The organism is Bradyrhizobium nivariense, from assembly GCF_029846695.2.
Lineage (GTDB): Bacteria > Pseudomonadota > Alphaproteobacteria > Rhizobiales > Xanthobacteraceae > Bradyrhizobium.
Genome location: NZ_JARWCR020000063.1, coordinates 12,820 through 37,099 on the forward strand (window position 1 = coordinate 12,820; position 24,280 = coordinate 37,099).

Annotated in this window: 24 protein-coding genes and 1 pseudogene; 13 read left to right on the top strand and 12 right to left on the bottom strand. The window is 63.9% G+C overall.

Features of this window, described 5'->3' with window-relative positions:
- The first annotated feature begins 623 nt into the window (after positions 1–623).
- Positions 624–2,069, top strand: a complete 1,446-nt coding sequence (locus tag QCM77_RS34970; protein ID WP_280096008.1) for a hypothetical protein — start codon at positions 624–626, stop codon at positions 2,067–2,069.
- A gap of 1 nt (position 2,070) precedes the next feature.
- Here the strand turns inward: QCM77_RS34970 and QCM77_RS34975 are convergent, their stop codons facing one another.
- The 7 genes from QCM77_RS34975 to ku all read right to left on the bottom strand — a co-directional run bounded on the left by QCM77_RS34975 (position 2,071) and on the right by ku (position 7,711).
- A complete protein-coding gene (locus QCM77_RS34975) occupies positions 2,071–2,754 on the bottom strand; it encodes a class I SAM-dependent methyltransferase (RefSeq protein WP_279668069.1) in 684 nt (227 codons plus the stop codon).
- 8 nt (positions 2,755–2,762) lie between these two features.
- The gene (locus QCM77_RS34980; protein WP_280096009.1) at positions 2,763–3,758 is read right to left on the bottom strand and encodes a glycosyltransferase family 2 protein; all 996 of its coding nucleotides are present in this window, start codon (positions 3,756–3,758) and stop codon (positions 2,763–2,765) included.
- Positions 3,759–3,949: 191 nt separating this feature from the next.
- Positions 3,950–5,512, bottom strand: coding sequence for a hypothetical protein (locus QCM77_RS34985; protein ID WP_280096010.1), 1,563 nt, complete (start codon positions 5,510–5,512; stop codon positions 3,950–3,952).
- 162 nt (positions 5,513–5,674) lie between these two features.
- Positions 5,675–5,839 carry a Flp family type IVb pilin gene (locus tag QCM77_RS34990; protein WP_279691733.1) on the bottom strand — a complete coding sequence of 55 codons (165 nt, stop codon included), beginning with the start codon at positions 5,837–5,839 and terminating at the stop codon, positions 5,675–5,677.
- Positions 5,840–6,021: 182 nt separating this feature from the next.
- Positions 6,022–6,213: a hypothetical protein gene (locus tag QCM77_RS34995; protein WP_280096011.1), complete on the bottom strand. Its 192-nt coding sequence runs from the start codon at positions 6,211–6,213 to the stop codon at positions 6,022–6,024.
- Between the two features lie 230 nt (positions 6,214–6,443).
- A complete protein-coding gene (locus tag QCM77_RS35000; RefSeq protein WP_280096012.1) occupies positions 6,444–6,680 on the bottom strand; it encodes a hypothetical protein in 237 nt (78 codons plus the stop codon).
- 59 nt (positions 6,681–6,739) lie between these two features.
- Positions 6,740–7,711, bottom strand: a complete 972-nt coding sequence (ku, locus tag QCM77_RS35005; RefSeq protein ID WP_280096013.1) for a non-homologous end joining protein Ku — start codon at positions 7,709–7,711, stop codon at positions 6,740–6,742.
- A gap of 236 nt (positions 7,712–7,947) precedes the next feature.
- Between ku and QCM77_RS35010 the strand changes: the two genes are divergently transcribed.
- The 11 genes from QCM77_RS35010 to QCM77_RS35060 all read left to right on the top strand — a co-directional run bounded on the left by QCM77_RS35010 (position 7,948) and on the right by QCM77_RS35060 (position 19,447).
- Positions 7,948–8,103 (top strand): hypothetical protein, encoded by a 156-nt coding sequence (locus QCM77_RS35010; protein WP_007593402.1) that lies wholly within the window; start codon positions 7,948–7,950, stop codon positions 8,101–8,103.
- A 230-nt stretch (positions 8,104–8,333) separates the two neighbouring features.
- Positions 8,334–9,005 (top strand): response regulator transcription factor, encoded by a 672-nt coding sequence (locus QCM77_RS35015; protein WP_027531116.1) that lies wholly within the window; start codon positions 8,334–8,336, stop codon positions 9,003–9,005.
- A 121-nt stretch (positions 9,006–9,126) separates the two neighbouring features.
- Positions 9,127–10,503, top strand: a complete 1,377-nt coding sequence (locus QCM77_RS35020) for an ATP-binding protein (protein ID WP_279668076.1) — start codon at positions 9,127–9,129, stop codon at positions 10,501–10,503.
- Between the two features lie 159 nt (positions 10,504–10,662).
- The gene (locus QCM77_RS35025) at positions 10,663–12,063 is read left to right on the top strand and encodes a hypothetical protein (protein WP_279691729.1); all 1,401 of its coding nucleotides are present in this window, start codon (positions 10,663–10,665) and stop codon (positions 12,061–12,063) included.
- A 100-nt stretch (positions 12,064–12,163) separates the two neighbouring features.
- Complete coding sequence (locus QCM77_RS35030) at positions 12,164–12,433, top strand: hypothetical protein (protein WP_279668086.1); 270 nt, start codon at positions 12,164–12,166, stop codon at positions 12,431–12,433.
- Positions 12,434–12,564: 131 nt separating this feature from the next.
- Positions 12,565–13,680: a c-type cytochrome biogenesis protein CcmI gene (gene ccmI, locus QCM77_RS35035; protein ID WP_280096014.1), complete on the top strand. Its 1,116-nt coding sequence runs from the start codon at positions 12,565–12,567 to the stop codon at positions 13,678–13,680.
- A gap of 37 nt (positions 13,681–13,717) precedes the next feature.
- Positions 13,718–14,227 carry a cytochrome c maturation protein CcmE gene (gene ccmE / locus QCM77_RS35040; RefSeq protein WP_211394153.1) on the top strand — a complete coding sequence of 170 codons (510 nt, stop codon included), beginning with the start codon at positions 13,718–13,720 and terminating at the stop codon, positions 14,225–14,227.
- Entirely contained in the window at positions 14,224–16,206 is a 1,983-nt protein-coding gene (locus QCM77_RS35045) for a heme lyase CcmF/NrfE family subunit (RefSeq protein WP_280096015.1), read from the top strand. Before ccmE ends, QCM77_RS35045 begins: the two co-directional genes overlap by 4 nt.
- Before the next feature lie 4 nt (positions 16,207–16,210).
- Positions 16,211–16,693, top strand: coding sequence for a cytochrome c-type biogenesis protein (locus tag QCM77_RS35050; RefSeq protein WP_280096016.1), 483 nt, complete (start codon positions 16,211–16,213; stop codon positions 16,691–16,693).
- Positions 16,694–16,909: 216 nt separating this feature from the next.
- A complete protein-coding gene (locus QCM77_RS35055) occupies positions 16,910–18,493 on the top strand; it encodes a Do family serine endopeptidase (RefSeq protein WP_280096017.1) in 1,584 nt (527 codons plus the stop codon).
- A gap of 273 nt (positions 18,494–18,766) precedes the next feature.
- On the top strand, positions 18,767–19,447 hold the full coding sequence (locus tag QCM77_RS35060) for a winged helix-turn-helix domain-containing protein (protein WP_280096018.1): 681 nt from the start codon (positions 18,767–18,769) through the stop codon (positions 19,445–19,447).
- Between the two features lie 892 nt (positions 19,448–20,339).
- Here QCM77_RS35060 and QCM77_RS35065 read toward each other — a convergent pair.
- Complete coding sequence (locus tag QCM77_RS35065) at positions 20,340–20,576, bottom strand: helix-turn-helix domain-containing protein (RefSeq protein WP_280096019.1); 237 nt, start codon at positions 20,574–20,576, stop codon at positions 20,340–20,342.
- 568 nt (positions 20,577–21,144) lie between these two features.
- Between QCM77_RS35065 and QCM77_RS35070 the strand changes: the two genes are divergently transcribed.
- Positions 21,145–21,390 (top strand): hypothetical protein, encoded by a 246-nt coding sequence (locus QCM77_RS35070; RefSeq protein WP_418219769.1) that lies wholly within the window; start codon positions 21,145–21,147, stop codon positions 21,388–21,390.
- Between the two features lie 85 nt (positions 21,391–21,475).
- Here the strand turns inward: QCM77_RS35070 and tnpC are convergent.
- From tnpC to tnpA (QCM77_RS35090), 4 genes and pseudogenes are all read right to left on the bottom strand, one after another.
- A pseudogene (gene tnpC / locus QCM77_RS35075) lies at positions 21,476–22,613 on the bottom strand (IS66 family transposase); the annotation flags it as partial.
- Between the two features lie 50 nt (positions 22,614–22,663).
- Positions 22,664–23,035 (bottom strand): IS66 family insertion sequence element accessory protein TnpB, encoded by a 372-nt coding sequence (tnpB, locus tag QCM77_RS35080; RefSeq protein ID WP_280096021.1) that lies wholly within the window; start codon positions 23,033–23,035, stop codon positions 22,664–22,666.
- Entirely contained in the window at positions 23,032–23,436 is a 405-nt protein-coding gene (gene tnpA / locus QCM77_RS35085; RefSeq protein ID WP_347882413.1) for an IS66-like element accessory protein TnpA, read from the bottom strand. The genes tnpB and tnpA (QCM77_RS35085) overlap by 4 nt, the downstream gene beginning before the upstream one ends.
- Positions 23,415–23,915 (bottom strand): IS66 family insertion sequence element accessory protein TnpA, encoded by a 501-nt coding sequence (gene tnpA, locus QCM77_RS35090; RefSeq protein ID WP_280096022.1) that lies wholly within the window; start codon positions 23,913–23,915, stop codon positions 23,415–23,417. The genes tnpA (QCM77_RS35085) and tnpA (QCM77_RS35090) overlap by 22 nt, the downstream gene beginning before the upstream one ends.
- Between the last annotated feature and the right edge of the window lie 365 nt (positions 23,916–24,280).

The following is a 24,280-nucleotide window of genomic DNA, read 5'->3' on the forward strand; positions in this document are numbered from 1 at the left end:
AGGGCGGGAAACCGTGAGCAGCGGCACGCGCGGTACGACACGGCGCTGATAGCGTCCTCGTTCCGCTTCGACGGTGAGCGCACGCCAGCCGTCGATGATGTGAGCGGGGATGTGCGCGGACGGAGAAGTCGTGTGGTCCTGACGCCCGGGGTCTGTGCGTCAAGTCTTGTGGTGATGTGTGCTGCCCGACCGGGCACGCGCATCAGCCATCTGCAGGGCGACGGGGGCAATAGTGCATCGCTCCCCGGGGAGAGCACGAAGGACACCGTTAAAACCATCCGCGCAGGGAAGGCCGGGATGTCCCGGCGTCACCTGTGGTCCACCCGTGCGCGTTCATCCGCACACGGGACTTCGGGTGCCCGCCGGCGCCCGGCCTTCCCTGCGCCCTTGCTTCGAAGAGGGCGGAAGACGACAGCAAAACTCGGGCGAAAGCCGCCGCGAGAGTGCGGAGATGTGTCTGCTGTTTGCTTATCGACGGTGTCGCCGATGTCGACGGTGTGCTGGGGGTCCTGAACGCATGGCCGGAAATATGGTTCACAAAGAGTTCCAGCCCGCCCCGCACAGGGCGAGGCGCAATGACGTCAAAGAGGAATTTAACGCTTGCGCCCTAACTTGCGCTCGCCATGAGTGACCAGGTCGTCCACAGCGAGATTCAACCGTTTTCGGCGCGTGCGGCGCTTCCCTGGCTGGTGAGCCTTGGCGTCTACGTCCTGCTGCTGATCCTTGGACCGCGGCTGCTCAATGATCCCGACAGCTATTCTCATATCGAGGTGGGGCGCTGGATCATCGCGCACGGCACCTTGCCGGCGAGCGACCCATTTTCCTTTTCGATGCACGGTGCGCCCTGGATCACCTTCGAATGGCTCTCGGAGATCATCTACGCCGGAGCCTACGCGCTTGCCGGCTGGCCGGGCGTCCTCGTCGTCGCCGCCGCGGCGATAGCGCTCGCCTTTGGCCTGTTCACGTTCTTCCTGCTGCGCGAGCTTTCGCCAGTCCAGACGCTGCTCATGGTGTTCGCGGCCGTCATCCTGTTGGCGCCGCATATGCTGGCGCGGCCACACGTGTTGGTGCTGCCGGTGATGGTGACCTGGGCGGCTGCCCTGGTGCGCTGCATGGATCGTGGAGGGCCCCCGCCATACTGGGCCCTTCCGCTGCTGGTCGTGTGGGCCAATCTGCACGGCAGTGTGGTGCTGGCGCTTGGACTGATTGGCGCTGCGGGGCTCGAGGCGCTGCTGCGCGAGAAGCGCAGCGAATGGCCGCGCGTGTTCCTGCGGTGGCTACCATTCACCGCGCTCGCGGTCGCCGCGTCCTGTCTGACGCCGTACGGGCCGGAACCGCTGCTGATGCCGCTGACGACACTCGGCCTCGGCCCCGCGCTCGGTTGGATCTCGGAATGGCGGCCGCAGGATTTCAGCCACATAGGCTTGTTCGAGTTGCTGTTGCTGGCCGGCATCTTTGCGCTCTCGCGCGGCGTGACGCTGCCGGTCGTGCGGGCCTTGGTCGTGATCGGCTTGCTCCATTTCGCGCTGGCCCAGATCCGCAATGCGGATCTGCTGGCCATGCTGGCGCCGCTCTATCTGGCGGCTCCGCTGGGGCGGAAGTTCGGCGGACCGACCGGGGAGGATGCGGCCGGCTCGTCGCGCGGCCTGAACCTGGCCGCGCTCGGTGCGTTGATCGTGGTGAGCGGGGCGGCGCTGGCGCGTGACATACGGCCGGCTCCGGTCATCACCCCTCAGGCTGCCATCGCTGAAGCCAACCTCGCCAAGACGGGGCATGTGCTCAACGATTATTCCTTCGGTGGCTATTTGATCTTTGCCGGTATTCCCAGCTTTATCGACGGTCGCGGCGAGCTGTTCGGGGGAGCGTTCATCAACCGCTACAATCGCGCCCTGGCGCTGGTCGACCTCGGCGATTTTCTCAAGCTGCTCGACGAATACAACATCGGCGCGACGCTGCTCGCGCCGGAGACGCCGGCGATAGCGATGCTGGACCGGCTGCCCCAGTGGCAACGCGTCTACAGCGACGGCGTGGCGGTCGTGCACAAGCGGCGAGATACGCCGCAAAGATAGATCAAGCGATCCCGAAGGCGGCGTATTGGCCGCCGAGCGACACCCCGCTCAGGGCATCTTCGAGACGCCGCGCCGGTTTGGTGTCCCAGGGCAGCAGCAGGAAATGGCGCGCACCGATCTCGCGCAAGCCGCCGGCGGCCATCAACTTTCGGGTTGTGCCGGCACCGAGCAAGACGGCGTCCCGGTCGAACTCACAACGCGCGACGGCAAGGCGTGTCAGCGGGTTGTACGGATTGTGCTCGATGACGCAGACGAGCCCCCCGGGGCGCGTCACGCGCCGCATCTCGGCGATGAATTGCGCCCATTCGGTCGGCACGACGTGGTGCATCACGCAGATGGCCGTGACCAGATCGAAGCTGGCATCGTCGAAAGGAAAGGTGCGGCCGTCAAACTCGCGGTAGTCGACCCCGCCGTTGTCGGCGCGGGCCTGTGCCAGGCTGGCCGAAGAAACGTCGATACCGCTCAAGCGGCCGACCATGCCGTGCAGCAGGGGATGAAGGCTGCCCACGCCGCAGCCGACGTCCAGCATTTCGGGCCTCTCCGTGCCGAGCCGCTGCGCGATCAGATTGCCCAGGAGATCGGCCTTGGCGCGCATGAAGAAGTGATGCGGCAAGCCGGAGAAGTCGATCGAGGATTGGACCACGTCACGGTAGTTGTCGTGATAACCGTCGAAGAGCTCGGTCATGCGCTCGGTCACTCGTTGACGGCGTGGATCGCGGGTGCGGCCGACGTCTCGTTGCGATCGAAGCCGGCGCGGGTCTGCACCACGTAGAGCGGGCGGCGTTTCACCTCGGCATGGATGCGGCCGACATAAAGCCCCACGATGCCCGTCATCAGCATGTTCATTCCGCACAGCAGGGATACGACGACCATCGTCGAGGACCAGCCGGTGACGAGATGACTGTCCTTGCTGAGCCACAGCAGGACCACCCAGCCGCCGTAGAGCAGTGCGAGTCCCGACACCGTCAATCCGCACCAGATTGCCAAGCGCAAGGGCAGATCGGAAAAGCCGAGGGCGGCGTTCATCGCGAGCCGCACCATCTTGAACAGCGGGTATTTGGTCTCGCCCGCTGCACGCTCGAGGCGGTGGAAGGCGACCTCGGTCTGCCGGAAGCCGAGCCAGGCGATCATGCCGCGTACGAAGCGGTCGTGCTCCGGCATCTGACGAAGTGCGTCGAGCACCTTGCGATCGATCAGGCGGAAGTCGCCGACATCGGCGGGGATGCCGACCGAGGACATCCTGCCGAGAAGCCGGTAGAAGAGATGCGCGGTCGCGCGCTTGAATCGGCTTTCGCCGTCGCGCGACAGGCGACGGGCGTGGACGATGTCGTTGCCTTCCTGCCATTTTGCGATCAATTGCTCGATCACTTCGGGCGGATCCTGCAGATCGGCATCCATGACGATGATCGCTTCACCTTGCGCGGCGTCCATGCCGGCGGTGATGGCGATCTGATGGCCGAAATTTCGCGACAGGCCGATATAGCGAAAGCGCGGGTCGCGCGTGGCGAGCGCCTGTAGCACGATCGAGCTGGAATCACTGCTGCCGTCATCGACGAAGATCGCTTCTGCCGGCCCGTCGAGCCGGGACAAGACCAGGTCGAGCCTGCGCAGCAGGACCGGCAGCACGGCTTCCTCGTTGAATACGGGAATGACGAGGCTGTAGCGGATCGACTGGAAACTGGCCGCCATGCGAGAGGGTCCAACTCGTTGCAGGAGCGGAAGTCTATGTCGGCGGTGGTTAAGGCGGCCTTGCCACAACCGTTAAGGATATCGGGCGCTGGAGCGGCTTCGGACCGCCGGAGGGCGATTGCGACAGTCCGGTAGGCGGTGCTGCGGATGGTGATGCCCGATTAACCACGCTGGGCGGAAGCGGCTTCGGCCTAGGACCCGCGGCGGATCCTGTAGAGAACAAATCGCTCTGAGGCGTCCAGCGCTTCCAGCAGATCTGGCAGCGGGTTTGCGGCCCGCGGCCCGAGGACATAGAGATAGTCGTAATCCTGGTGCCAGGTGCGGACGAACGGCGGGACGCCGGTCGGCCGCCGGCTTGCCGCAATCGCGGTAAGCACGCCTAGCGGCATCGGCCCCCCGTAGGGAATGGCAAGACGGCGCACGGCCTCGCGTGGCCGCACGGGTTGCTTGCCCGCTTCCGTGAATAGATTAGGCACGAACGCGTTGGCATAGTGCACGGCCAGCGTCGGCGCATAATACATTGGATATGAGGTGAGGTCGGCGAAGGGCGGGTCTCCGTTGTCGACCGTACTGGCGACAAGGACGCGCGAGCCGCGATCGATCTTGTGGAACGATTCGATGATGGCCGCATAGTCGGTGCGGTAAGGCAACCACACCGCGAGGACGACGGCGAGATTGATCAGCGTGATGCCACTGATCGCGGCGAGCGCAGCCATTCGCCACGCCCGGCTGGGCAGCGACAGCGAGCAGAAGGCCGGCAGGATCAGAGCCGCAGCGGGAATCACGCGGAGGTCGACGAACGAGGTCCCGAACAGCTTCGAGGGAATGACGACGTACAGCAGCGCGAAGCCGATCGCGAGCCAGATCCCGGCTGACTCGAGCTTGAGGGCGCCGCGTCTTGCGGCGAAAAACAACGAGATCATCAGCGCCAGCCCGGTCGCCGCCGCTACCGTCAAATTGTAGCCGTTCATGATGCGCAACGGCCAGATCGGCTTGAATTCGAGGAACCAGCTCGTACCTTCGCTTCCGATCGATCCCGCGGTCATGCGCATGATCCCAAACAGGGCAATCGCCGGTATGGCCAACGCGCCGAGCCGCGCGGCGGCGACCGGGTACGATGTTCGCCGGTGGCGGATGCGCGAGAGCTCGTAAAGGCCGAGCGTCGCGCCGTAGATGCCGAGGGAGAAGAAATGCGCCGCAAACAGCACAGCGACGAAGACCATGTTGACGACGAAACGCAGTGGCCATGGGCGTTCCGCCAGCATCAGATAGACGGCGATGCCCCAGAGAGCGAGGCCCAGTCCGAACTCGAAATTCACGAAGCCCCAGCTGAACGGCAGGCAGTAAAGGAAGGCGAGCGCCGCAAAGCCGGCGAGATGGACCCGTCCCTTCCGGGCCCACTCGAGCAGGAGCGCGCCTCCGACGATCAATAATTGGCTCAGGAGCAGAAACAGCCGCGTGGCGTTCTCGACGCTGATCAGCCGCGCCATCTGCGGGACCAGCAAATCCATTCCAAGGTTGGGATAGAATGCCCATGCCACCTCGTAATGCGGATTGGCGTCGGGGGTGCCGTTCTGGCTCAGAATGTACATGCGGGCGAGGTGATTGGGATAATCGACCATCGCGGGAATAGGGGTCAGCAGCACAGGAAGAAACGAGACGACCGCCAGCATTGCAAAAACGGCGATCGTCACCGATCGGTCCGAGCCAAGACGAGCCCGGGTTGTCAAGGTCGGCTTGTCGGAAGGAATCATGTCATCGGGCCGCTGGAGTTTGAGCTTACGCTCTACGATGATGCGGGCGAAAGCCGGCGCGAGAGCACGAAACGCGTGTCCGTATTGGAAAGAGAGGCCTGTCATCCGGCGCGCTGCACGCGGAGTCGCGCTGATCAGATTGTGGCGCGCCGGCTATGCCGGCTACTTCACCGCCGCGGTGATCGAGTTGAACTTGCCGCTCAGGAGTGCGCTGCCTGTGTTGTTCACGGCCGTGATGATCGCGAGCGCGATGCCGGTGGCGATCAGGCAATACTCGATGGCAGTGGCACCATTTTCATCGGCAAGAAATGACTTGAGCAAAGTCATCGTCAACTCCTGTTCATCCGTCCAACGTAGGCTGGTGCCGTTTTCGGAATGGTAAATTGATTCACTAATTTTTCGTGGGCGCGTCAAAACGCAGGCCGGATGGTCCTCACCTGTCGTTTCCTATGTTGTCATCGATTGACTTAAGGTTTCGTCACCCAATTCGGACGCATTTGGCGATGTTGTCATCCTGTCTCAGGACGAGATCGGCGTTCCGGCGCGGCCTTGACGGGGCGTTTCAGCACCGCTGCAAGGGGTCCGACCAGATAGCTCACCACGCGCGGCTGCGCTCGCGCGGAGCTGCCGGCGAGACTTTCTTCCTCGGCCGTGTCGTTCACGATGCTGATGTAGTTCTTTCTGGCGTCCGGCTGCTGCACGAGCCTGCAAATCCCGGGTTCAATCGAGGGGCGACCATGCTGTGCGGAGCGGGAGCCGACGGTTAATTTCGTCTTCCGTACGATTACGTGTCGCTCCCGCGACCGCAGGCGGGCGCTCAAAGCTATGGTGCGGCTTAACGGATTGTTGAGCCTGTTCGCGGGCCTGTTCTTGGGCCTGTTCTTGGGCGGTCGGCGGCGCACCGGAGGGCAGGCCCAGCAACGCGCCGGACTCACTCGCGCCGATCGTCCGCATTCAGCGCCCGCAGCATTGCGATGCGGGCGAACATCATCCAGCCGCTGCCGGTCTCGGCAGCGTTGATCAAGGTCTCGATCGCGGTCTGCCAGTGGCTCGCGTGCTGCGTATCCTCGGGCAGTCGCATGATGTGATCGGCAGCCTCTTGCAGCGTCCGCAGCTTGCGCCCGTCACGTAACGAAATGGGATCGTCGAACGCTGCCGACCAGGGCATGTCAGGTCGGCCGGTCGGTGAGGGGAGACATCACGGCGCGGTGAGAAGCTGCGATGCTGCTAGCCGGCCTTCTTCGCCCGCGCCGGCGCGCGCACCGGCTTGTCGGTTTTTTTGGGAGCGGCTTTCGCAGCAGTGTCCTTGCCGCCCTTGCCGGCGATCGGCAGCAGCATCTCGCGCTGGCCTTCGACGCGCTTCTTCGGCTTCTTGCCCTTGACGGTATCCTTGGCCACCTTCGCCGCGGGGCTTGCGTCCTTCTCGTTCGCGATGCTCTTCTTCAGCGCGTCCATCAGGTTGATGACATTGCCGCCGGTCTTCGGCGCGGCCTTCGCGGTGATGGGCGCGCCGCTGCGCTTCTTGTTGATGAGGTCGATCAGCGCGGTCTCGTAATGGTCCTCGAACAGCTCGGGTTCGAACGCGCCGGACTTCTTCTCGACGATGTGCTTTGCGAGGTCGAGCATGTCCTTGGTCAGCTTCACGTCCTGGATGTCGTCGAAATAGTCCTTTTCGCCGCGGACCTCGTAGGGGTAGCGCAGCAGCGTCCCCATCAGGCCGCTCTCGAGCGGCTCCAGCGCGATGATGTGCTCGCGGTTGGTCAGCACCACGCGGCCGATCGCGACCTTGTCCATGCTGCGGATGGTCTCGCGGATCACCGCAAATGCGTCGTGGCCGACCTTGCCATCGGGCACTAGATAATAGGGGCGGATCAGATAGCGGCTGTCGATGTCGGTCTTCGGCACGAACTCGTCGATCTCGATCGTGTGCGTGGAGTCCAGCGCGATCTCGTCGAGCTCGTCCTTGGTGACCTCGATATAGGTGTCGGTGTCGACCTTGTAGCCCTTGACGATGTCCTCGGAGGTCACCTCGTCACCGGTCTCGGCGTCGACCTTGAGGTACTTGATCCGGTGGCCGGTCTTGCGGTTGATCTGGTTGAACGAGACCTTCTCGGTATCCGACGTGGCCGGATAGAGCGCGACCGGGCAGGTCACGAGCGACAAACGCAGAAAACCCTTCCAATTGGCGCGGGGGGCCATGGGCTACTCCAAACGCAACGGGGACAGAAGACGAAGATACCATCGGGGAACAACGAATCATAGCAAGGCGGATTGCGGAATCTTGCAACTGCGTTAACCGGCCGCCCGGCGCGCGGTTGCAGCCTGATCCGGCCGCAAAAGCCGGAACATCATATCCAATCATGCGTTGCCACGGGGACATCCCGCCGCAAGGAGGTCGCGGCCATCCGGCGCGACAGCCAGAGATTGAGGACACCATGGCAACCACGCGAGACCAACGTCAGATCGTGGAAACTCCGACCGAGGCGCGCCAGGGCGAGCCCGGGCCGTCGGTGGCGGCGCTGCTCGCCATTTCGACCGGGCTTGCGATCCTGATCCTCGCCGTCATCTGGTTCGTGTTCTTCCGGACCTGACCGGCACATCGACCGGACGGTTCGCACCTTCCGACTCGCCGCGTAACGCGGCACACTGCGCCCGCCATGCCGCCGGTTCATCCGGTGGTCTGGCGGGCGCAGTGCGTTGACCGCGAACAGGTCGTATATGACCAAAAAGTAACGCGGCCGGTTCCCGGCGTTCATATTCAGTTCACGCCGGAATTGCTCATCTCTGCTGGTGTTCATGCGGCCTAATTCTGGAGAGAAGCGTGCGCCTGCTCGTCGTTGAGGACGACCCCGATCTCAATCGCCAGCTCACCAAGGCGCTGACCGACGCCGGCTACGTCGTCGATCGCGCCTTCGACGGAGAGGAGGGGCATTATCTCGGTGACAACGAGCCCTACGACGCCGTGGTGCTCGACATCGGCCTGCCGAAGAAGGATGGCATCTCGGTGCTGGAGGCCTGGCGCCGCAACGGCCGCACCATGCCGGTCCTGATCCTCACCGCACGCGACCGCTGGAGCGACAAGGTCCAGGGCTTCGATGCCGGCGCCGACGACTATGTCGCAAAGCCGTTCCACCTGGAGGAGGTGCTGGCGCGCATCCGCGCCCTGCTGCGCCGCTCCACCGGCCATGCCCAGAGCGAGCTGAGCTGCGGCCCCGTCACGCTCGACACCAGGACCGGGCGGGTCAGCGTATCAGGCAATCCGGTCAAGATGACCTCGCACGAATATCGGCTTCTGGCCTACCTGATGCACCATTCGGGCCGCGTGGTGTCCCGTACCGAGCTGGTCGAGCATCTCTACGACCAGGACTTCGACCGCGACTCCAACACCATCGAGGTCTTCGTCGGCCGCATCCGCAAGAAGCTCGACGTCGACATCATCCAGACCGTCCGTGGCCTCGGCTATCTCCTGACCCCGCCGGCCCCCGGCGCTTGAAGCGTGTTGTCTCGAAGTATCTTGTCTAGAAGTATCTTGGCTTGACGGGCGGCCCGACAGGGGCCTTGGTCGGGTCATGAGCTCCGACACCATGCCACCCCGCGCCTCCGGGATCATTCCGATGCCCGCCAGCTCGCTTGCGAACCGCCTGTTCCTGTCGGCGACCGCGTGGCTCGTGGTGATCCTGGCCATCACCGGGGTGGTGCTGTCGTCGGTCTACAAGAACGCCACCGAGCGCGCCTTCGACCGCCGGCTCAATCTCTATCTCCGTACGTTGATCGCCGAGGTCGCCACCCCCGACGAGCCGCCGGACCGCCAATTCCAGTCGCTCGGCGAGCCCCTGTTCGAGCTGCCGCTGTCCGGCTGGTACTGGCAGATCACGCGGACCGACACCGAAAAGCCGGAGCTGCGCTCCTCGCGCTCGCTCTGGGACAAGAAGCTGCCGAAGCTGGAAGAGCAGGGCACCGAGCTCACCGCCGCCGGCATCCGGATCGCTTATGTCGACGGTCCCGAAGGACAGAACCTGCGCATGGTGGAGCGCCCGGTCGATCTCGGCGCGGACGGCAAATTTCTCGTCAGCGTCGCCGGCGACGACACCGAGATTTTCGACGAGACGCGCAGTTTCGATTATTATCTCGGCGGCACCTTCACCGCGCTCGGCATCGTGCTGCTGCTGACCACCGTGTTCCAGGTCCGCTTCGGCCTCGCGCCGCTCAAGCGCATTTCGGAATCCATCGCCGACATTCGCTCGGGGCGGGCGGAGCGGCTCGAGGGCGAATTCCCGGTGGAGATCGCGCCGCTGGCGCGCGAGACCAACGCGCTGATCGATGCCAATCGCGAGATTGTCGAGCGCGCGCGCACCCATGTCGGTAATCTCGCCCACGCCATCAAGACGCCGCTCTCGGTCATCGTGAACGAGGCTGGCGCGCATGCCGCCGATCCGTTCGCGGCCAAGGTGATGGAGCAGGCGGACGTGATGCGCGACCAGGTCGCCCATCATCTCGAGCGCGCACGCATCGCGGCGCGGGTCTCGGTCGTCGCGACGGTGACGGAAGTCGCGCCCGCCATCGAGGCGCTGCGGCGGACCATGGAGAAGATCCATCGCGACCGCGGCATCGTGGTCGAGGCCGAGGCCGATCCGTCGGCAAAGTTTCGCGGCGAGCGGCAGGATCTGGAGGAGATGGTCGGCAATCTCGTCGACAATGCCTGCAAATGGGCGGCCTCGCGGGTCTTCATCGAGGTCCTGGTGGAGACGCTGCACCAGGCGGGCGCCGGCCCGCGTCTGCGGATCATCGTCGATGACGACGGCCGCGGCCTGTCGGAGGCCGAGCGCGCCCAGGTCTCCCGGCGCGGCCAGCGGCTCGACGAGTCCAAGCCCGGCTCGGGGCTGGGGCTGTCGATCGTGACCGACCTCGCCGCGCTCTATGGCGGCAGCCTCTCGCTCGGCGGCGCGCCGACCGGGGGCCTGCGGGCGGAGCTGGTCCTCCCCGGAATATAATCCCTTGTTCCGACGCGACTATTTGGCCCGCGGTACATCGATCCGGACGAAACCAGGGGTATTCGGAGCGACCTCCTAAACGGCTTCTTAAGTGGGCCCTCCTATGATCGAGCAGGACGCATCCCACGTCCGCCATTTTACCGTGCATTACCCGGGCGCATGAGCCAGACATCGATCGAGCGGCTGAGGGAATATCTCGCGCAGCTCCCGCCGCAGGCGCAGGCGCTGCTGATGCGGGAGTTCGAGCGTGCGCTCGAGCGCGGCCAGGACACCGCTGTGGCGATCCTCGTGCTCGAACAGCTGCGCAAGATCGTCCGCAACACGGAAGCCGACGAGGCTCCGCCGCCGCGCACGGACGATCTGTCGCGACTGCTGTTCCAGGTGCTGGAACCGTTCCTGGTCGAAGCGGGCGCCCCGATCCGGGTCGGGCAGGTCCGCCGTTCCTCGCTGCCTCCGATCTGGCAATGGCTCGGCCGCGACGGTGCTCCGGACAAGCTGAGCGAATTCGAGGCGGCGCTGGCGCGCATGCCGGCCGACAGTGCAGGGCAGGTCGAAGCGCTGGCCTCGAAGCTCCAGGCGGTCGCCGCGGATGCCATCTTCGAGCTGACCGGGCCGGGCGGCGGTGACAAGTCGCGTGCGCTCGCCCGCGTTGGCCCGCCCAACGTGATCGAGGACCTCTATTCGACCGGGGCGGTGCTCGCGGTCCGTGAGGCTCTCGCCACCCTGAACGAGAAGCTGCCGCGCTCCCTGCGCGCCTTCGGCGATGCCCAGATCGCCTCGGTGACATCGGCGCTCAACATTCCCGTCCTCCAGACGCCGCAGATGCTGCCCTTCGCGCTGTCGATCGTCGTGCAGCGGATGACCGCGCCGTGGCAGATCATCCGCCTCGCCATCAAGATTGCCGCGTCCGACGACGAGATCCGCGTGGCGGCAACGCCCTATGGCGTCGCGGTCACGATCGCGCTGCATGATCTGTCCTGCGTGGCCGCGATCCTGCGCATGGACATCAAGCGCGGCCATTTCGACAACGTCGCCGGCAATCTCAAGACGCTGCACGACGGCGTCCGCGGCCTGCGCACCGAGCTCGACCTGCGCAACGATTCCGCCTGGGGCAAGCAGTTGACGTCGATCCGGGCCGACATCTCCAACGCGCTGCAATCCGAGATCGACAGCGTTCCCGGCCGCGTCCGCCGCATCCTGCGCCAGCGCGCCGAGAAAGACATTCCGCCGGGCGCGCGGATCGACAGCACCGAGGTCGAGGAAACCGTGGCGCTGATCGATTTCGTGGCGATCTGCCGCAATTATGCCAGCGAGCTTGCGATCAACGAGGTGACACTGCGCACCTATTCCGATCTCCAGCAATATGTCGAGCGTTCGACGGAGCAGCTGGTCCAGTCGCTGCGCGGCGCCGATCACAAGGTCCGCACCTATCGGCAGCAGCAGGTCCAGGCCGCTATCCGCTTCTGTCAGGTGCTGTTCGGCGATGATTATGCCTCGCTGATGGGCCGCGCCGCGGAGAACGCGGCCACGGGCGAGCGCAAATCGTCGCGCGCGAGCTGATCCAGGCGCATATTTTACTGATCACAATTTGAGGTTGACGATGCCGGTGACGGGCCCTACGGTCGCCGTGCAAGCTTTTGGAATTTCTATCTGTGGGCGCATGAAACCCGTTATCAGCTCCATCGAAATCGAGAATCGCGTCGTCGTTGCCAAATATCAAAGGCTGATGGTTGGCGCGAAGATGGTGCTGGTCGAGAAGGCAAGCGGCCGGCAGCTGCCTGAGACCGTCACCAGGGTTGCATCGCCCGTTCCCGTCGGGGCGTTGCGCATCAGATTGCCCGACGCCATCGAGCCGGGAACTTACTTCCTGAGGGCCTTCGACGGGCACGGCGAGGACGCCGCTCAAAGCGTGGACTTCGAGATCGGCTAAGCCGTTGGATTTTCACCGTTTCGGGACTGTGCGCGGTCGCGCCGAATTGACAATTGTCAATTGCCGCATCGTCCGGCCGTGGTGTAAAGCCACCTGTGGGCGCGGCTCGCGCGCTGCCGGAAGCTTGCCAGATGACGCTATGGTTCGTGTTCGCGCTGATGACGGTCGCGGCGATTTTCGCCGTGCTTCTGCCGCTCGGCCGTAGCGGACGCGTGCAAAATCAAGGCAGCGAGGTTGCGGTCTACAAGGACCAACTCGCCGAGATCGAGCGCGATCTTGCCGCAGGGCTGATCGCAGCGCCCGAAGCCGAGGCCGCGCGCGTCGAGATCAGCCGCAGACTGCTCGCCGCGGCCGGCAGCGAGCCCGCAACGGCACCGAAATCCAGCCTCAAATGGCGCCGCGCGGCGGCCGTGCTGGCGCTCGTCGGCCTGCCGCTGGTTGCGATCGGCGTCTACGTGCCGCTCGGCTCGCCCAGGCTTCAGGACTTTCCGCTGGCGCAGCGGGAGCGCGGATCCGGGTCCGGCATGGCGCAGTCGCTCGAGAATCTGGTCGTGCAGGTCGAGCAACATCTGGAGAAGAATCCGACCGACGGGCGCGGCTGGAACGTGATTGCGCCCGTGCTGGCGCGGCTTGGTCGCTTCGACGACGCGGTGCGCGCTTATCGCAACTCGCTCACCTACAATGGCGAGAGCGCGGAGCGCCGGTCCGATCTCGGCGAAGCGATCTCGGCCGCCGCCGGCGGCGTCGTGACCGCCGAAGCCAAAACCGAGTTCGAGCGCGCGCACGCGCTCAGCACCGACGACCCCAAGGCAAACTATTTTCTCGGTCTCGCCGCCGAGCAGGACGGCCGCAAGGACGATGCCGCCAATATCTGGCGCGCGCTGCTGGCGAAAGCGCCGGCGGATGCGCCGTGGCGCCCTCTCGTGCAGACCTCGCTCGCGCGGGTCGGCGGCGGTGGCGCTACGATGCCGGCGCTGTCGGATGAGACACTTGCAGCCTCCAAGGACATGAAGGAGGGCGATCGCAGTGCCATGGTTCGCGGCATGGTCGAACGGCTCGCCACGCGCCTCAGGCAGAACGGCGACGACGTCGAGGGTTGGCTGCGCCTGGTGCGCGCCTATCTCGTGATGGGCGACCGCGACAAGGCGGTGGGCGCATCAACCGATGCCCGCCAGGCGGTTGCCAACGATACAGCGCGGCTGCGCCAGCTCAATGAAGGCCTCAAGACACTCGGGCTCGACGGATGACGACGTCAGGGCGAGACGAGCAGGGAACGGATACGCCATGACGCGCAAGCAGCGACGTATGACCATCATCGGCGGCTCGCTCGCCGTGCTCGCGCTCGCGGCCGCGCTGGTGCTCAACGCATTGCGCGACTCCATCGTGTTCTTCTCGACGCCGACCATGGTCGCCGAGAAGCACGTCGCGCCCGGCAAGCGGTTTCGTCTCGGCGGCCTGGTGCAGCCCGGCTCGCTCCAGCGCGGCGACAATCTCGCAGTGACCTTCGAGGTCGCCGACGGCGGCGCAAAGCTTCCGGTCGCCTTCAAGGGCATTTTGCCTGATCTGTTCCGCGAAGGGCAGGGCGTCGTCGCCGAGGGCGCGCTCGATGCCGACGGCGTGTTCAAGGCCGACACCGTGCTCGCCAAGCACGACGAAACCTACATGCCCAAGGACGTCGCCGATGCCCTGAAGAAGCAGGGGCACTGGAAGGACGATTACGGTGCCAAAGCTTCCGATAGCGTCAAGCCTGCGGCCACGACTGCGCAGGGCAATCCGCAGGGAGCAGTGCGGTGATCGCGGAGTCAGGACATTACGCGCTGGTGCTGGCGCTCGGACTGGCACTGATCCAGTCCATCGTGCCCCTGATCGGCGCGCGCCTGCGCGATGACGCGCTGATGAATGTGGCGCGCTCCACTGCGCTGGCGCAGCTCCTGTTCGTCGGTGCGTCGTTCATCGCGCTTGTGATGCTGCACGTAGCTTCGGATTTCTCGGTCGCCAACGTCTACGAGAATTCCCACTCCATGAAGCCGCTGCTCTACAAGATCACCGGCGTGTGGGGAAACCATGAAGGCTCGATGCTCTTGTGGGTGTCGATCCTCGCGCTGTTCGGCGGATTGGTCGCGGCCTTCGGCAACAATCTGCCGCTGTCGCTGCGCGCGCATGTGCTGGCCGTGCAGGCGTGGATCGCCAGCGCCTTCTATCTCTTCATCCTGTTGACCTCCAACCCGTTCCTGCGCATCGCCAACCCGCCGATCGAGGGACGCGATCTCAATCCGGTGCTTCAGGACATCGGTCTCGCCGTGCATCCGCCGATGCTCTATCTCGGCTATGTCGGCTTCTCGATCTCGTTCTCCTTCGCGATCGCGGCGCTGCTGGAGGGGCGGATCGACGCGGCCTGGGCGCGCTGGGTGCGGCCGTGGACGCTGGTCGCCTGGATCTTCCTGACGCTCGGTATCGCCATGGGCTCGTACTGGGCCTATTACGAACTGGGCTGGGGCGGCTGGTGGTTTTGGGACCCGGTCGAGAACGCCTCGCTGATGCCGTGGCTTGCCGGCACCGCGCTGCTGCATTCGGCTCTGGTGATGGAGAAGCGCAACGCGCTGAAGGTCTGGACCATCCTCTTGTCGATCCTGACCTTCTCGCTGTCGCTGCTCGGCACCTTCCTGGTGCGCTCGGGGGTCATCACCTCGGTGCATGCCTTCGCGACCGATCCAACCCGCGGCGTGTTCATTCTGCTGATCCTCTGCCTGTTCATCGGCGGCAGCCTGTCGCTGTTCGCGGGGCGCGCGACCTCGTTGAAGCAGGGTGGCCTGTTTGCGCCGATCTCGCGCGAGGGCGCGCTGGTGCTGAACAATCTGCTGCTCACGGTCGCCTGCGCGGTGGTGCTGTTCGGCACGCTCTATCCGCTGGCGATGGAGATGCTCGCCGACTTCAAGATGTCGGTCGGCGCGCCGTTCTACAACCTCACCTTCGCTCCGCTGTTCACGTTGCTGCTGCTCGCCGTGCCGTTCGGGCCGTTGCTGGCATGGAAGCGCGGCGATCTGCTCGGCGTCACCCAGCGGCTGCTCGCGGCAGGCGTTGCCGGGCTTGTCGCCGTCGCCATGGTCTGGGGCTGGGCGCGCGGCGGCAGCGCGCTGGCACCGCTCGCGATCGGGCTTGGCATCTTCGTCATCGCCGGTGCCGTCACTGATATCGTCGAGCGGACCGGCCTCGTGCGGCTACCGTTCGCAACGGCGCTGCACCGGGCCCGCGGCCTGCCGCGCTCGGCCTGGGGCTCCGCTTTTGCGCATGCCGGCCTCGGCATCGCGCTGATTGGGATCGTCTGCGAGACCACCTGGAACAGCGAATATATCGCGACGATGAAACAGAACGACGTCGCCCGTGTCGCCGGTTACGACGTGAAGCTCGACGGTTTGTTTCAGCGTCAGGGGCCAAACTTCCGCGAGATGATCGCCGAATTCAACGTCAGCCGTGACGGCGAGGCGCTCAGCGTGATGACGCCGTCCAAGCGCAGCTTCACCACCCGCGGCTCGTCGACCACCGAGGCCGCGCTGCTGACGCGCGGCGCAAGCCAGCTCTACGTCTCTCTCGGGGACACCACTGCCGAGGGCGCCATTGCCGTACGCATCTATCACAAGCCGCTGGTGCTGCTGATCTGGTGGGGACCGGTGCTGATGGCGTTCGGCGGCGTGCTGTCGCTGTCCGACCGACGCCTGCGGGTCGGCGCGCCAAAACCGGCGCGGGCCAAGCAGCGCCTGCAGCCGGCGGAGTGATCCGATGCGCCGGATGATGGCCGCGTTCGTCGCGCTGATGCTGCTGGGCTTGCCCGCGGCGCATGCCGTGCAGCCCGACGAGATCATGTCGGATCCTGCGAAGGAGTCGCGCGCACGCGACTTGTCGCGCGAGCTGCGCTGCATGGTTTGTCAGAACCAGTCGATCGACGATTCCGATGCGCCGCTGGCGCGCGATTTGCGGCTCCTGGTGCGCGAGCGCATCGCGGCTGGCGACAGCAATTCGCAAGTGCTCGATTTCCTGGTCGCGCGCTACGGCGACTTCGTGCTGCTCAAGCCGCGCTTCGAGCGCCAGACCATGCTGTTGTGGCTGCTCGCGCCGCTGCTGCTGAGTGGCGGCGGCCTGGCGCTGTGGCTGCAAATCCGCCGGCGCTCGCGAAGCGGTGCAGACGTACCAGCTCCGCCGCTCACGCCCGACGAAGAAGCGCGGCTCGCCGCATTGATGTCCGACGAGGCCACATCGCGCTGAAGAGGCACAAAGCGCGTGCGTGTTCCTGGAACCCTGTTAAGTTCCTGCGGGTTCACGATTTTCGGCCTGCGATAAACTGCCGCATCGGCATTCCTCGTTCATTACAAAAGTTTAACCCCGCCGCCAGCGCACGGTAAGGCGGCAGCCCCCATCTTCAGGTCCGTAAGGTGCCGTCGTCAGGCACCAAATGGATTTCAAGGCCCTGGAGATCTCTGCATGACCGACCGTTCCGACCTCTCGAACCTTCCGTCCTTCCGGCAGCACCGCCGGTCGGTTTTCTCGGCCCGCAAGATCGCGCTGATGGCCTCGGTCGTCGCCGGCCTCAGTGCCGCCGTCTACGGCTTTGGCACGTCGACCTCGCCGGCCGACCTGTTCTCGAGCCCGGCGCATGCGCAGGTCAATAACGAGGTCCGCAAGGTCGAACGCCCGATCGGTTTCGCCGACATTGTCGAGCGCGTGAAACCGTCGGTGATCTCGGTGAAGGTCAACATGAAGGAAAAGACCGCGAGCAACGACGATGGCGATGATTCCTCCTCGCCCTTCCAGCCAGGCTCGCCGATGGAGCGCTTCTTCCGCCGCTTTGGCGGTCCGGATGGTTTTCCGGGCCAGAAGGGTGGAGGTGGTCGTGGCCGCGTCGTGCAGGGCCAGGGCTCCGGCTTCTTCATCTCGGCCGACGGCTTTGCCGTGACCAACAACCACGTGGTCGACGGCGCCGACAAGGTCGAGGTCACGACCGACGACGGCAAGACCTACACCGCCAAGGTGATCGGTACCGACCAGCGCACCGACCTCGCTCTGATCAAGGTCGAGGGCAGCTCGAACTTCCCGTTCGCGAAGCTTGCCGACGGCAAGCCGCGGATCGGCGATTGGGTGCTGGCGGTCGGCAACCCGTTCGGCCTCGGCGGCACCGTGACCGCGGGCATCGTCTCGGCCAGCGGCCGCGACATCGGCAACGGCCCCTATGACGATTTCATCCAGATCGACGCGCCCGTGAACAAGGGCAATTCCGGCGGTCCGGCTTTCGACACCAACGGTGAGGTGATGGGCGTCAACACCGCGATCTACTCGCCTTCCGGCGGCAGCGTCGGCATCGCGTTCTCGATTCCCGCGAGCACCGTGAAGAGCGTGGTGGCGCAGCTCAAGGACAAGGGCTCGGTCAGCCGGGGCTGGATTGGCGTGCAGATTCAGCCGGTGACATCCGACATCGCTGATAGCCTCGGCATGAAGAAGGCCGAAGGTGCGCTGGTTGCGGAGCCGCAGGCGAACGGTCCGGCGGCAAAGGCCGGCATCGAGTCCGGTGACGTGATCACGTCGGTCAATGGCGAATCGGTCAAGGACGCCCGCGAGCTCGCCCGTACCATTGGCGGCCTGGCGCCCGGCGCGACCGTGAAGCTCAACGTGTTGCACAAGGGCGTGGACAAGGTCGTGAACCTGACCCTCGGGCAGCTGCCGAACACGGTCGAGGCCAAGGCTGACACCGACACTGACAGCGGCAAGGGTGCGAGCAAGGGTACCGACGTGCCGAAGCTCGGCATGACGGTAGCGCCCGCGAATTCCGTCGCCGGCGCCGGCAAGGATGGTGTCGTGGTTACCGAAGTCGATCCGAAGAGCGCCGCGGCCGAACGCGGCTTCAAGGAGGGCGACGTGATTCTCGAAGTCGGCGGCAAGAGCGTGAGCACCGCCGGCGACGTCCGCGACGCCATCAACACGGTGCGGACCGACAGCAAGAACAGCGTCTTGATGCGCGTGAAGAGCGGCGGCCAGTCGCGCTTCGTCGCCGTACCCCTTGCCAAGGGCTAGGCCTCAGGACGCCTACGAGATGAAGGGTGTCGCCGGCATCAGTCGCCCCCGCCGACGGCCCCCTTCGGGGAAGCAGCGCAACGTTTGCTTCCCCTGTCTACCTTCCGGTGGAATTACGCCCCCCTCCGTCGGAAGGCCTAGGGCGGTGAAGTCCCCCCAGCTTCGCCGCCCGCCTTTTTCTCGATGCCAGAGTCTCTCACTCGGCTTGCATGCGATTGCCGCTCGCGCCATGTTTAGAGAAGGTTCACTCCCTTGACCGTCGCCGAACGCACGATGCGCCTCCTCATCATTGAAGACGACCGCGAATCCGCCGACTACCTCGTGAAGGCGTTTCGCGAGGTCGGGCACATTGCCGACCACGCCTCCGACGGCGAGGAAGGCCTCACCATGGCCGAGAACGGCGATTACGACGTGCTGGTGGTCGACCGCATGCTGCCCAAGCGCGACGGCCTGTCGCTGATCGGCGCGCTCCGCGACAAGGACGACTCGACCCCGGTGCTGATTCTCTCCGCGCTCGGCCAGGTCGACGACCGCATCAAGGGCTTGCGCGCCGGCGGCGATGACTATCTGCCAAAACCCTATTCCTTCGCCGAGTTGTTGGCCCGGGTCGAGGTGCTGTCACGCCGCCGCGGCGGTCCGGCCGAGGACACGCTGTACCGGGTCGGCGATCTCGAACTCGACCGGCTCTCCCATCGCGTGGCTCGCGGCAAGGACGAGCTGACGCTCCAACCGCGCGAATTCCGCCTGCTCGAATACCTCATGAAGCATGCCGGTCAGGTGGTGACCCGCACCATGCTGCTGGAGAACGTCTGGGACTATCATTTCGATCCGCAGACCAACGTGATCGACGTGCACATTTCGCGGCTGCGCTCCAAGATCGACAAAGGTTTTGAGCGGCCGCTGCTGCATACGATCCGCGGCGCCGGGTACATGATCCGTGACGGGATACGCTGAAGCTCTATAAGAATAGAGATTTCGAGATTTTATCCCTCCGATCGCTTACCGATTTATTACCGGTATTAGCGCGCGTCTAAGTTGCTGATTTTCAACAATGCAACCCGTCAGAATGCTTTGTCCGTGACGCAATCGAAGAAGTGCCCATTTTAAAGGGCTTTCCTCATTTTGCTGGGTCTGGTTCCTTACCGCTTTTGCGCCGCGTCCCTGCGACACGCGTGACTGCCTGTGCGCTGGCAACGGCTGGTCCTAGTCCTTTGCCCCGCCCTCCCGGCTGTACGGCCTTCCTACGGCGGCTCCAGCGGAGCTCACGCTATTGCTGCGTCAGCGCATTCGCATAGTCGAACTGGTCCAGCTCGGCTGAGAGGGCGCGGATCACCGCTTCCTTGTTCAACCAAATCGTAAACGCGAACCTGTCCGAGACCTCGCCACTCGCCCTGCCGGTGACCGCTGCCCCTTGTCAGCGGTCATCGCGACCAGCGGAATGTGCACAGTGTGCTGCGGCCATGCGACACTGCCAAAGTGCTCCACACGCCCATCGATGGACGGCCGGCTTAATAAAGGGCTGAACGTGATTGAGTTCATGCCCGGCTTCGTTGAAGCGGTGTCGGAAGGCGACCCACTCGCCCAAGGCCAAAATGACCGACACGGACTTGCTACAAGACGGCAATGGCGTGATGGGGCGCTAAGGAATAAGGCGGCGCATCGCCGCTCCTATTTGGTAAAAAGCGGCAATCCAAAGCCAGCTCGAACATGACATAGAACCAGTCGGCCAGTTCAAGCGGCCAATCCAAAGATCGCACTTCACAAGATGCTCGTCTTCGATGTCGAAGAACGGTAAGTTCGCCAACGCGCCAGCGCGCCAGCGCGCCAGTACGTCATTCGGAAGACGTTAAGCGGGGCTTACTTCAATCGACTTGCAGACATCCGGCAGCGTTTTGAGCCATACTCTCAAATCGTCGGGCAGGATGATCGTACGCCTCCCGTGCTTCTTGGCCTTGAGATCACCGCTGCTGATCGCCTCGCGAATGGAGGTCAGCCCGATCCCGGTGAGGGCGCTTGCCTCCTCTGGTGACACCGACAGCCGTTCCGAGAGCGGTACCTTTCCCTTCTGCCCGAACTCGTTCATCACTTAAGTCCCTTATCGTTTGCGGGCCACAACGGCGTGGCTAGTCGCGTCGCCCGTTCTCGACCTGCGATTCCGGCACAGGCGACAACCTCACGCGCTTCCTTTGCGTGGCTTGCTACGCCGTCAAAGAGCGCATCGGAAAACGTGATCATCGCCCACATCATGCAATTGGCCGTGCCGGAGGAAAATGGTTGTCAAAAATGCGTGGTGCAATTGGATGCCAAAGCGAATGAAAGGAAAGGTTCTCGTCTTCCCAATTTCTTCGCCCCTATCGGCGGCATTTGGAGAGAGAGGCACGTCAAGCCCCTCCTACGCAGCTGATCTAGGTCGCTGCTTGCAAGCAATCGTCTGCGTTCTTAGGCTTCGTGGGTGATCTACCAAACATTGCCGGCCCCGCGGTGAAGTTAGGATTTGGTCCTTACCTCAGTCAGATTACTTCAAGCTGTAATCCCAACAGGAATTGCCGGAACAATTTGATAGGTCGGGTAGTCTCCGGCAAACTGAAATCATGAGAGAGTTCACGCATCGGACTAGCACATAGAGTCAACTGATGGAGAGTTGCGCCTCAATGCGGCTGTGTTACTACGCCCACTCTCGAATCGAGGAGCTAGAAGTGGCGAAGAAGGCAAAGAAGACGGCTACGAAGAAGAAACCTGTGCGTCGCGAATACACAAAGGCTGACGTGAAGGAGCTGCGCGCTCATTCGAAAGCGAAGACTCCGGTTGCAAAAATTGCGAAGCTCACAAAGCGTTCCGAAGGCTCACTCCGCCAGAAGGCGCTCAAGCTTGGAATCCGGCTCGGTCACCAGCGCTAGAAGGCGGCATCATGACGCTCTTCAATAGAATGTTCTCGACCAGAACGTTGTTGCAAATCATCTGCGTTCTCGTCGCTGTTGTCGCGATCGGTCTGGAGAAGGAGCGCCGCTCGGCAAGCCGATGAGCGGACGACTGCCCACGCACGCGCGCTTCGACGGCATAGAGTTCGCCGATCCGGCGCAACGTCTCGGCCGCCACCAGCGAGCCGGTCGCCTCAGCGACCTCGTAGAACTTGCGTCTTGTGTGCGCCCAGCAGGCGGCGAGCACGATATCTCCATTACCGGTCAACCGCTCGAATCCGGCGTAACCATCTACGTGCAGGACGCCCCTTGAACCGTTAGAGATGCGCCACCGGTCGCTCCGCTTTCCGGTCCGGCGCGAACAGATGGACCGCCGCCGGCGGTTCCGGTCCATTCCAGGGGCGTTGTTCGCGCGCATAGACCCAGAGCCGTCCTGTCTTCGTTCGTCCACGGCCCGGATCGAGCACCGGAATCGGCGTGTCGTCCGCAAACAGATGGTCGGAGGCGAACACGTTTTTGCACAATCGCTCATGCAGGGCTTCCAGCCACCAGCATGCGCCGCCAACTCATCCGGCCAGCGTCGAGCGTCCGAGATCGACGCTGTGGCGGGCGAAGATCTGCGACTGCCGATAAAGCGGCGTGTGATCACAATATTTACCGACCATCACCTGCGCGAGCAGCGCCGGTGTGGCCAGTCCACCAGCGATCAGCCGCTCCGGCGCCGCCGCTTGCACGACTTCGTTGCAGGCGCGGCAGGCGTATTTCGGGCGAGTAATGTGCACCACACGAAGCTGCGCCGGCACCCAGTCCAGCATCTCGCTGACGCTTTCGCCGATCGCATGGAGCGCACCACCACAACAGCCGCAGGTATCACCGACGATCGCGAGCACAACGTCCTCGCGCGGCAGATGATCGGGCAGCGGTTTGCGTTTCGGGCGTCCGTTGTCGGTCTCGGCGATGACTATCGGGCGGCTCTCCCGGATGCGGGCAATGTCACCGTCGAGGTCTTCAAGCGCGAGCGCCAGTTGATCGGCATCCAGGCGTTCGGAGCGACGCCCGAACTGCGCTCGCTGCAACTTCTTGATGATGAGTTGGAGGCGCTCGATCTCACCGTCGCGGCTGTCGACGACAACAGCCATCTCGCTTACCAGACGGTGCAACAGCGCCGTATCGGACGGCAGATTGTTGAGATTGAGCTGCATGTCCGATTCTGCTTGAACACGCTGATTCGAAGAAGCAACTTCGCTATATTCTATGCGGGTTTCTGCGATTCAGCTACGAGCGCCGGCTTCCACACGCGCTCGGGTGCGCGCCAGTCGATGCCTTCGATCAGCATCGCAAGCTGTGCCGGCGTCAATGTGATCGAACCGTCGTAACCCGGCATTGCCGGCCAGGCAAAGCGGCCCTGGTCGATCCGCTTGGTGAACAAGCAATGCCCATTGCCATCCCAGAACAGGATCTTCAGCATCGATGCTTCCTTACCGCGGAAGGCAAACAGGTGACCCGAGAACGGGTCCTTCTTCAGCGTCTCCTGAACCAGCACGGCAAGCCCGGCCATGCCCTTGCGCATGTCGGTGTAGCCGAGCGCCAGGTGAACTTTTACGCCCGCGGGAACAATCATCATGATGCAATTCCCCCGCTCTCAACGCGCGCTCGCACGGCATTGGGATCGCTGCCGGCGGGAGCAAAGACACGCCGCCCGTCGGGCAGATCAACGGCCATCATTCCCTCGGGAGGTTGCACAAGATCACGCAGAACGCGGGCCGCCGCCATGTCATCGGCAAGAGCGACGGGAACAAGCTTCGCGCGTTTCTTTTGCGCCACGCCGAACTCTACTCGCCAGCGGAACAAGAGCCTCGTGTCGATCCCATGCTTGCGCGCAACGCCGGAGACCGTCGCTCCCGGCTGCCCGCTTTCTATCGCGATTGCGAGCTTCTGTTCGTCGCTGAAGAACCGCCGGGCGGGCGTCGCTGGTGCTCGCGGAACGTCATTTGCAGATCCTGTCAAGCTGCTTTCGGAACCCAATTCCTTAGCACTAGTGCTAACGACGGGGCGGGCGGAGGGGTGAAGATGCGCACGCCAGTCGATTTCAACCCGCCGTCGTCGAGCCGGTCACGCCATTTGCGGAGCGCATAGGGCGACAGAGACAGCGCCGCAGCGTATTCGCGTATGCCCATTCCGCTCCAGTTCATCGCCTCCACGTGCATCGCCCAGAACGCTTGCATGGCGCGATTGCGCACGTCCATGCTCACGCTAAAGCGTCGTCGCAGCCCATTTTCTCGCTGTTCAAGGCGCTTTTCACGGCGCAATTCCGCCTGATATTCCGTGAGCTTGCATGCAGCTTCCTCGCCAGCAAGCGCCTTGAGCCAGCGCACGAACGTCCCCTCGTCCAATCGATGCTGACGGCAATACGCCTTGCGCGAAACGCCGCTACGCTGCCAGGCCTCGATGTGAATCGACCACCATTCGCGCCTGGCTTTGTTCTGGAAATGTTTTGGACCCACCGGAGATTCTCCAATGCAGCAGAGAACCCGAATTGGAACGAGAACACACTATCGAAGAGTGGTGCAGGACTCGGACGCTTACGGGCCGTTGAAGGATGGCAAGATAAAGCGAGATTCCTCGCTGCCGGAACTTCGTTCCTAAGTGTTTGTCTGCACATTGGTTTTATGCGGCTCGTTTGAAACGAGTGAGGTGAGGCGGGGGCGCTGCAGATGCTTCCTTCTTTGTTTTCAACGGTCCGAGCGGCGTCGCCCGCGATGTGTGGGAAGCGCGAGACCGAAGCGCTTACGCTGAAGTAAGCATTTCTGCGCTCCTCCGCGATTGTTGCATTTCGGCTCTTGCGGGATGCCTCTCGACTTCCAATCGT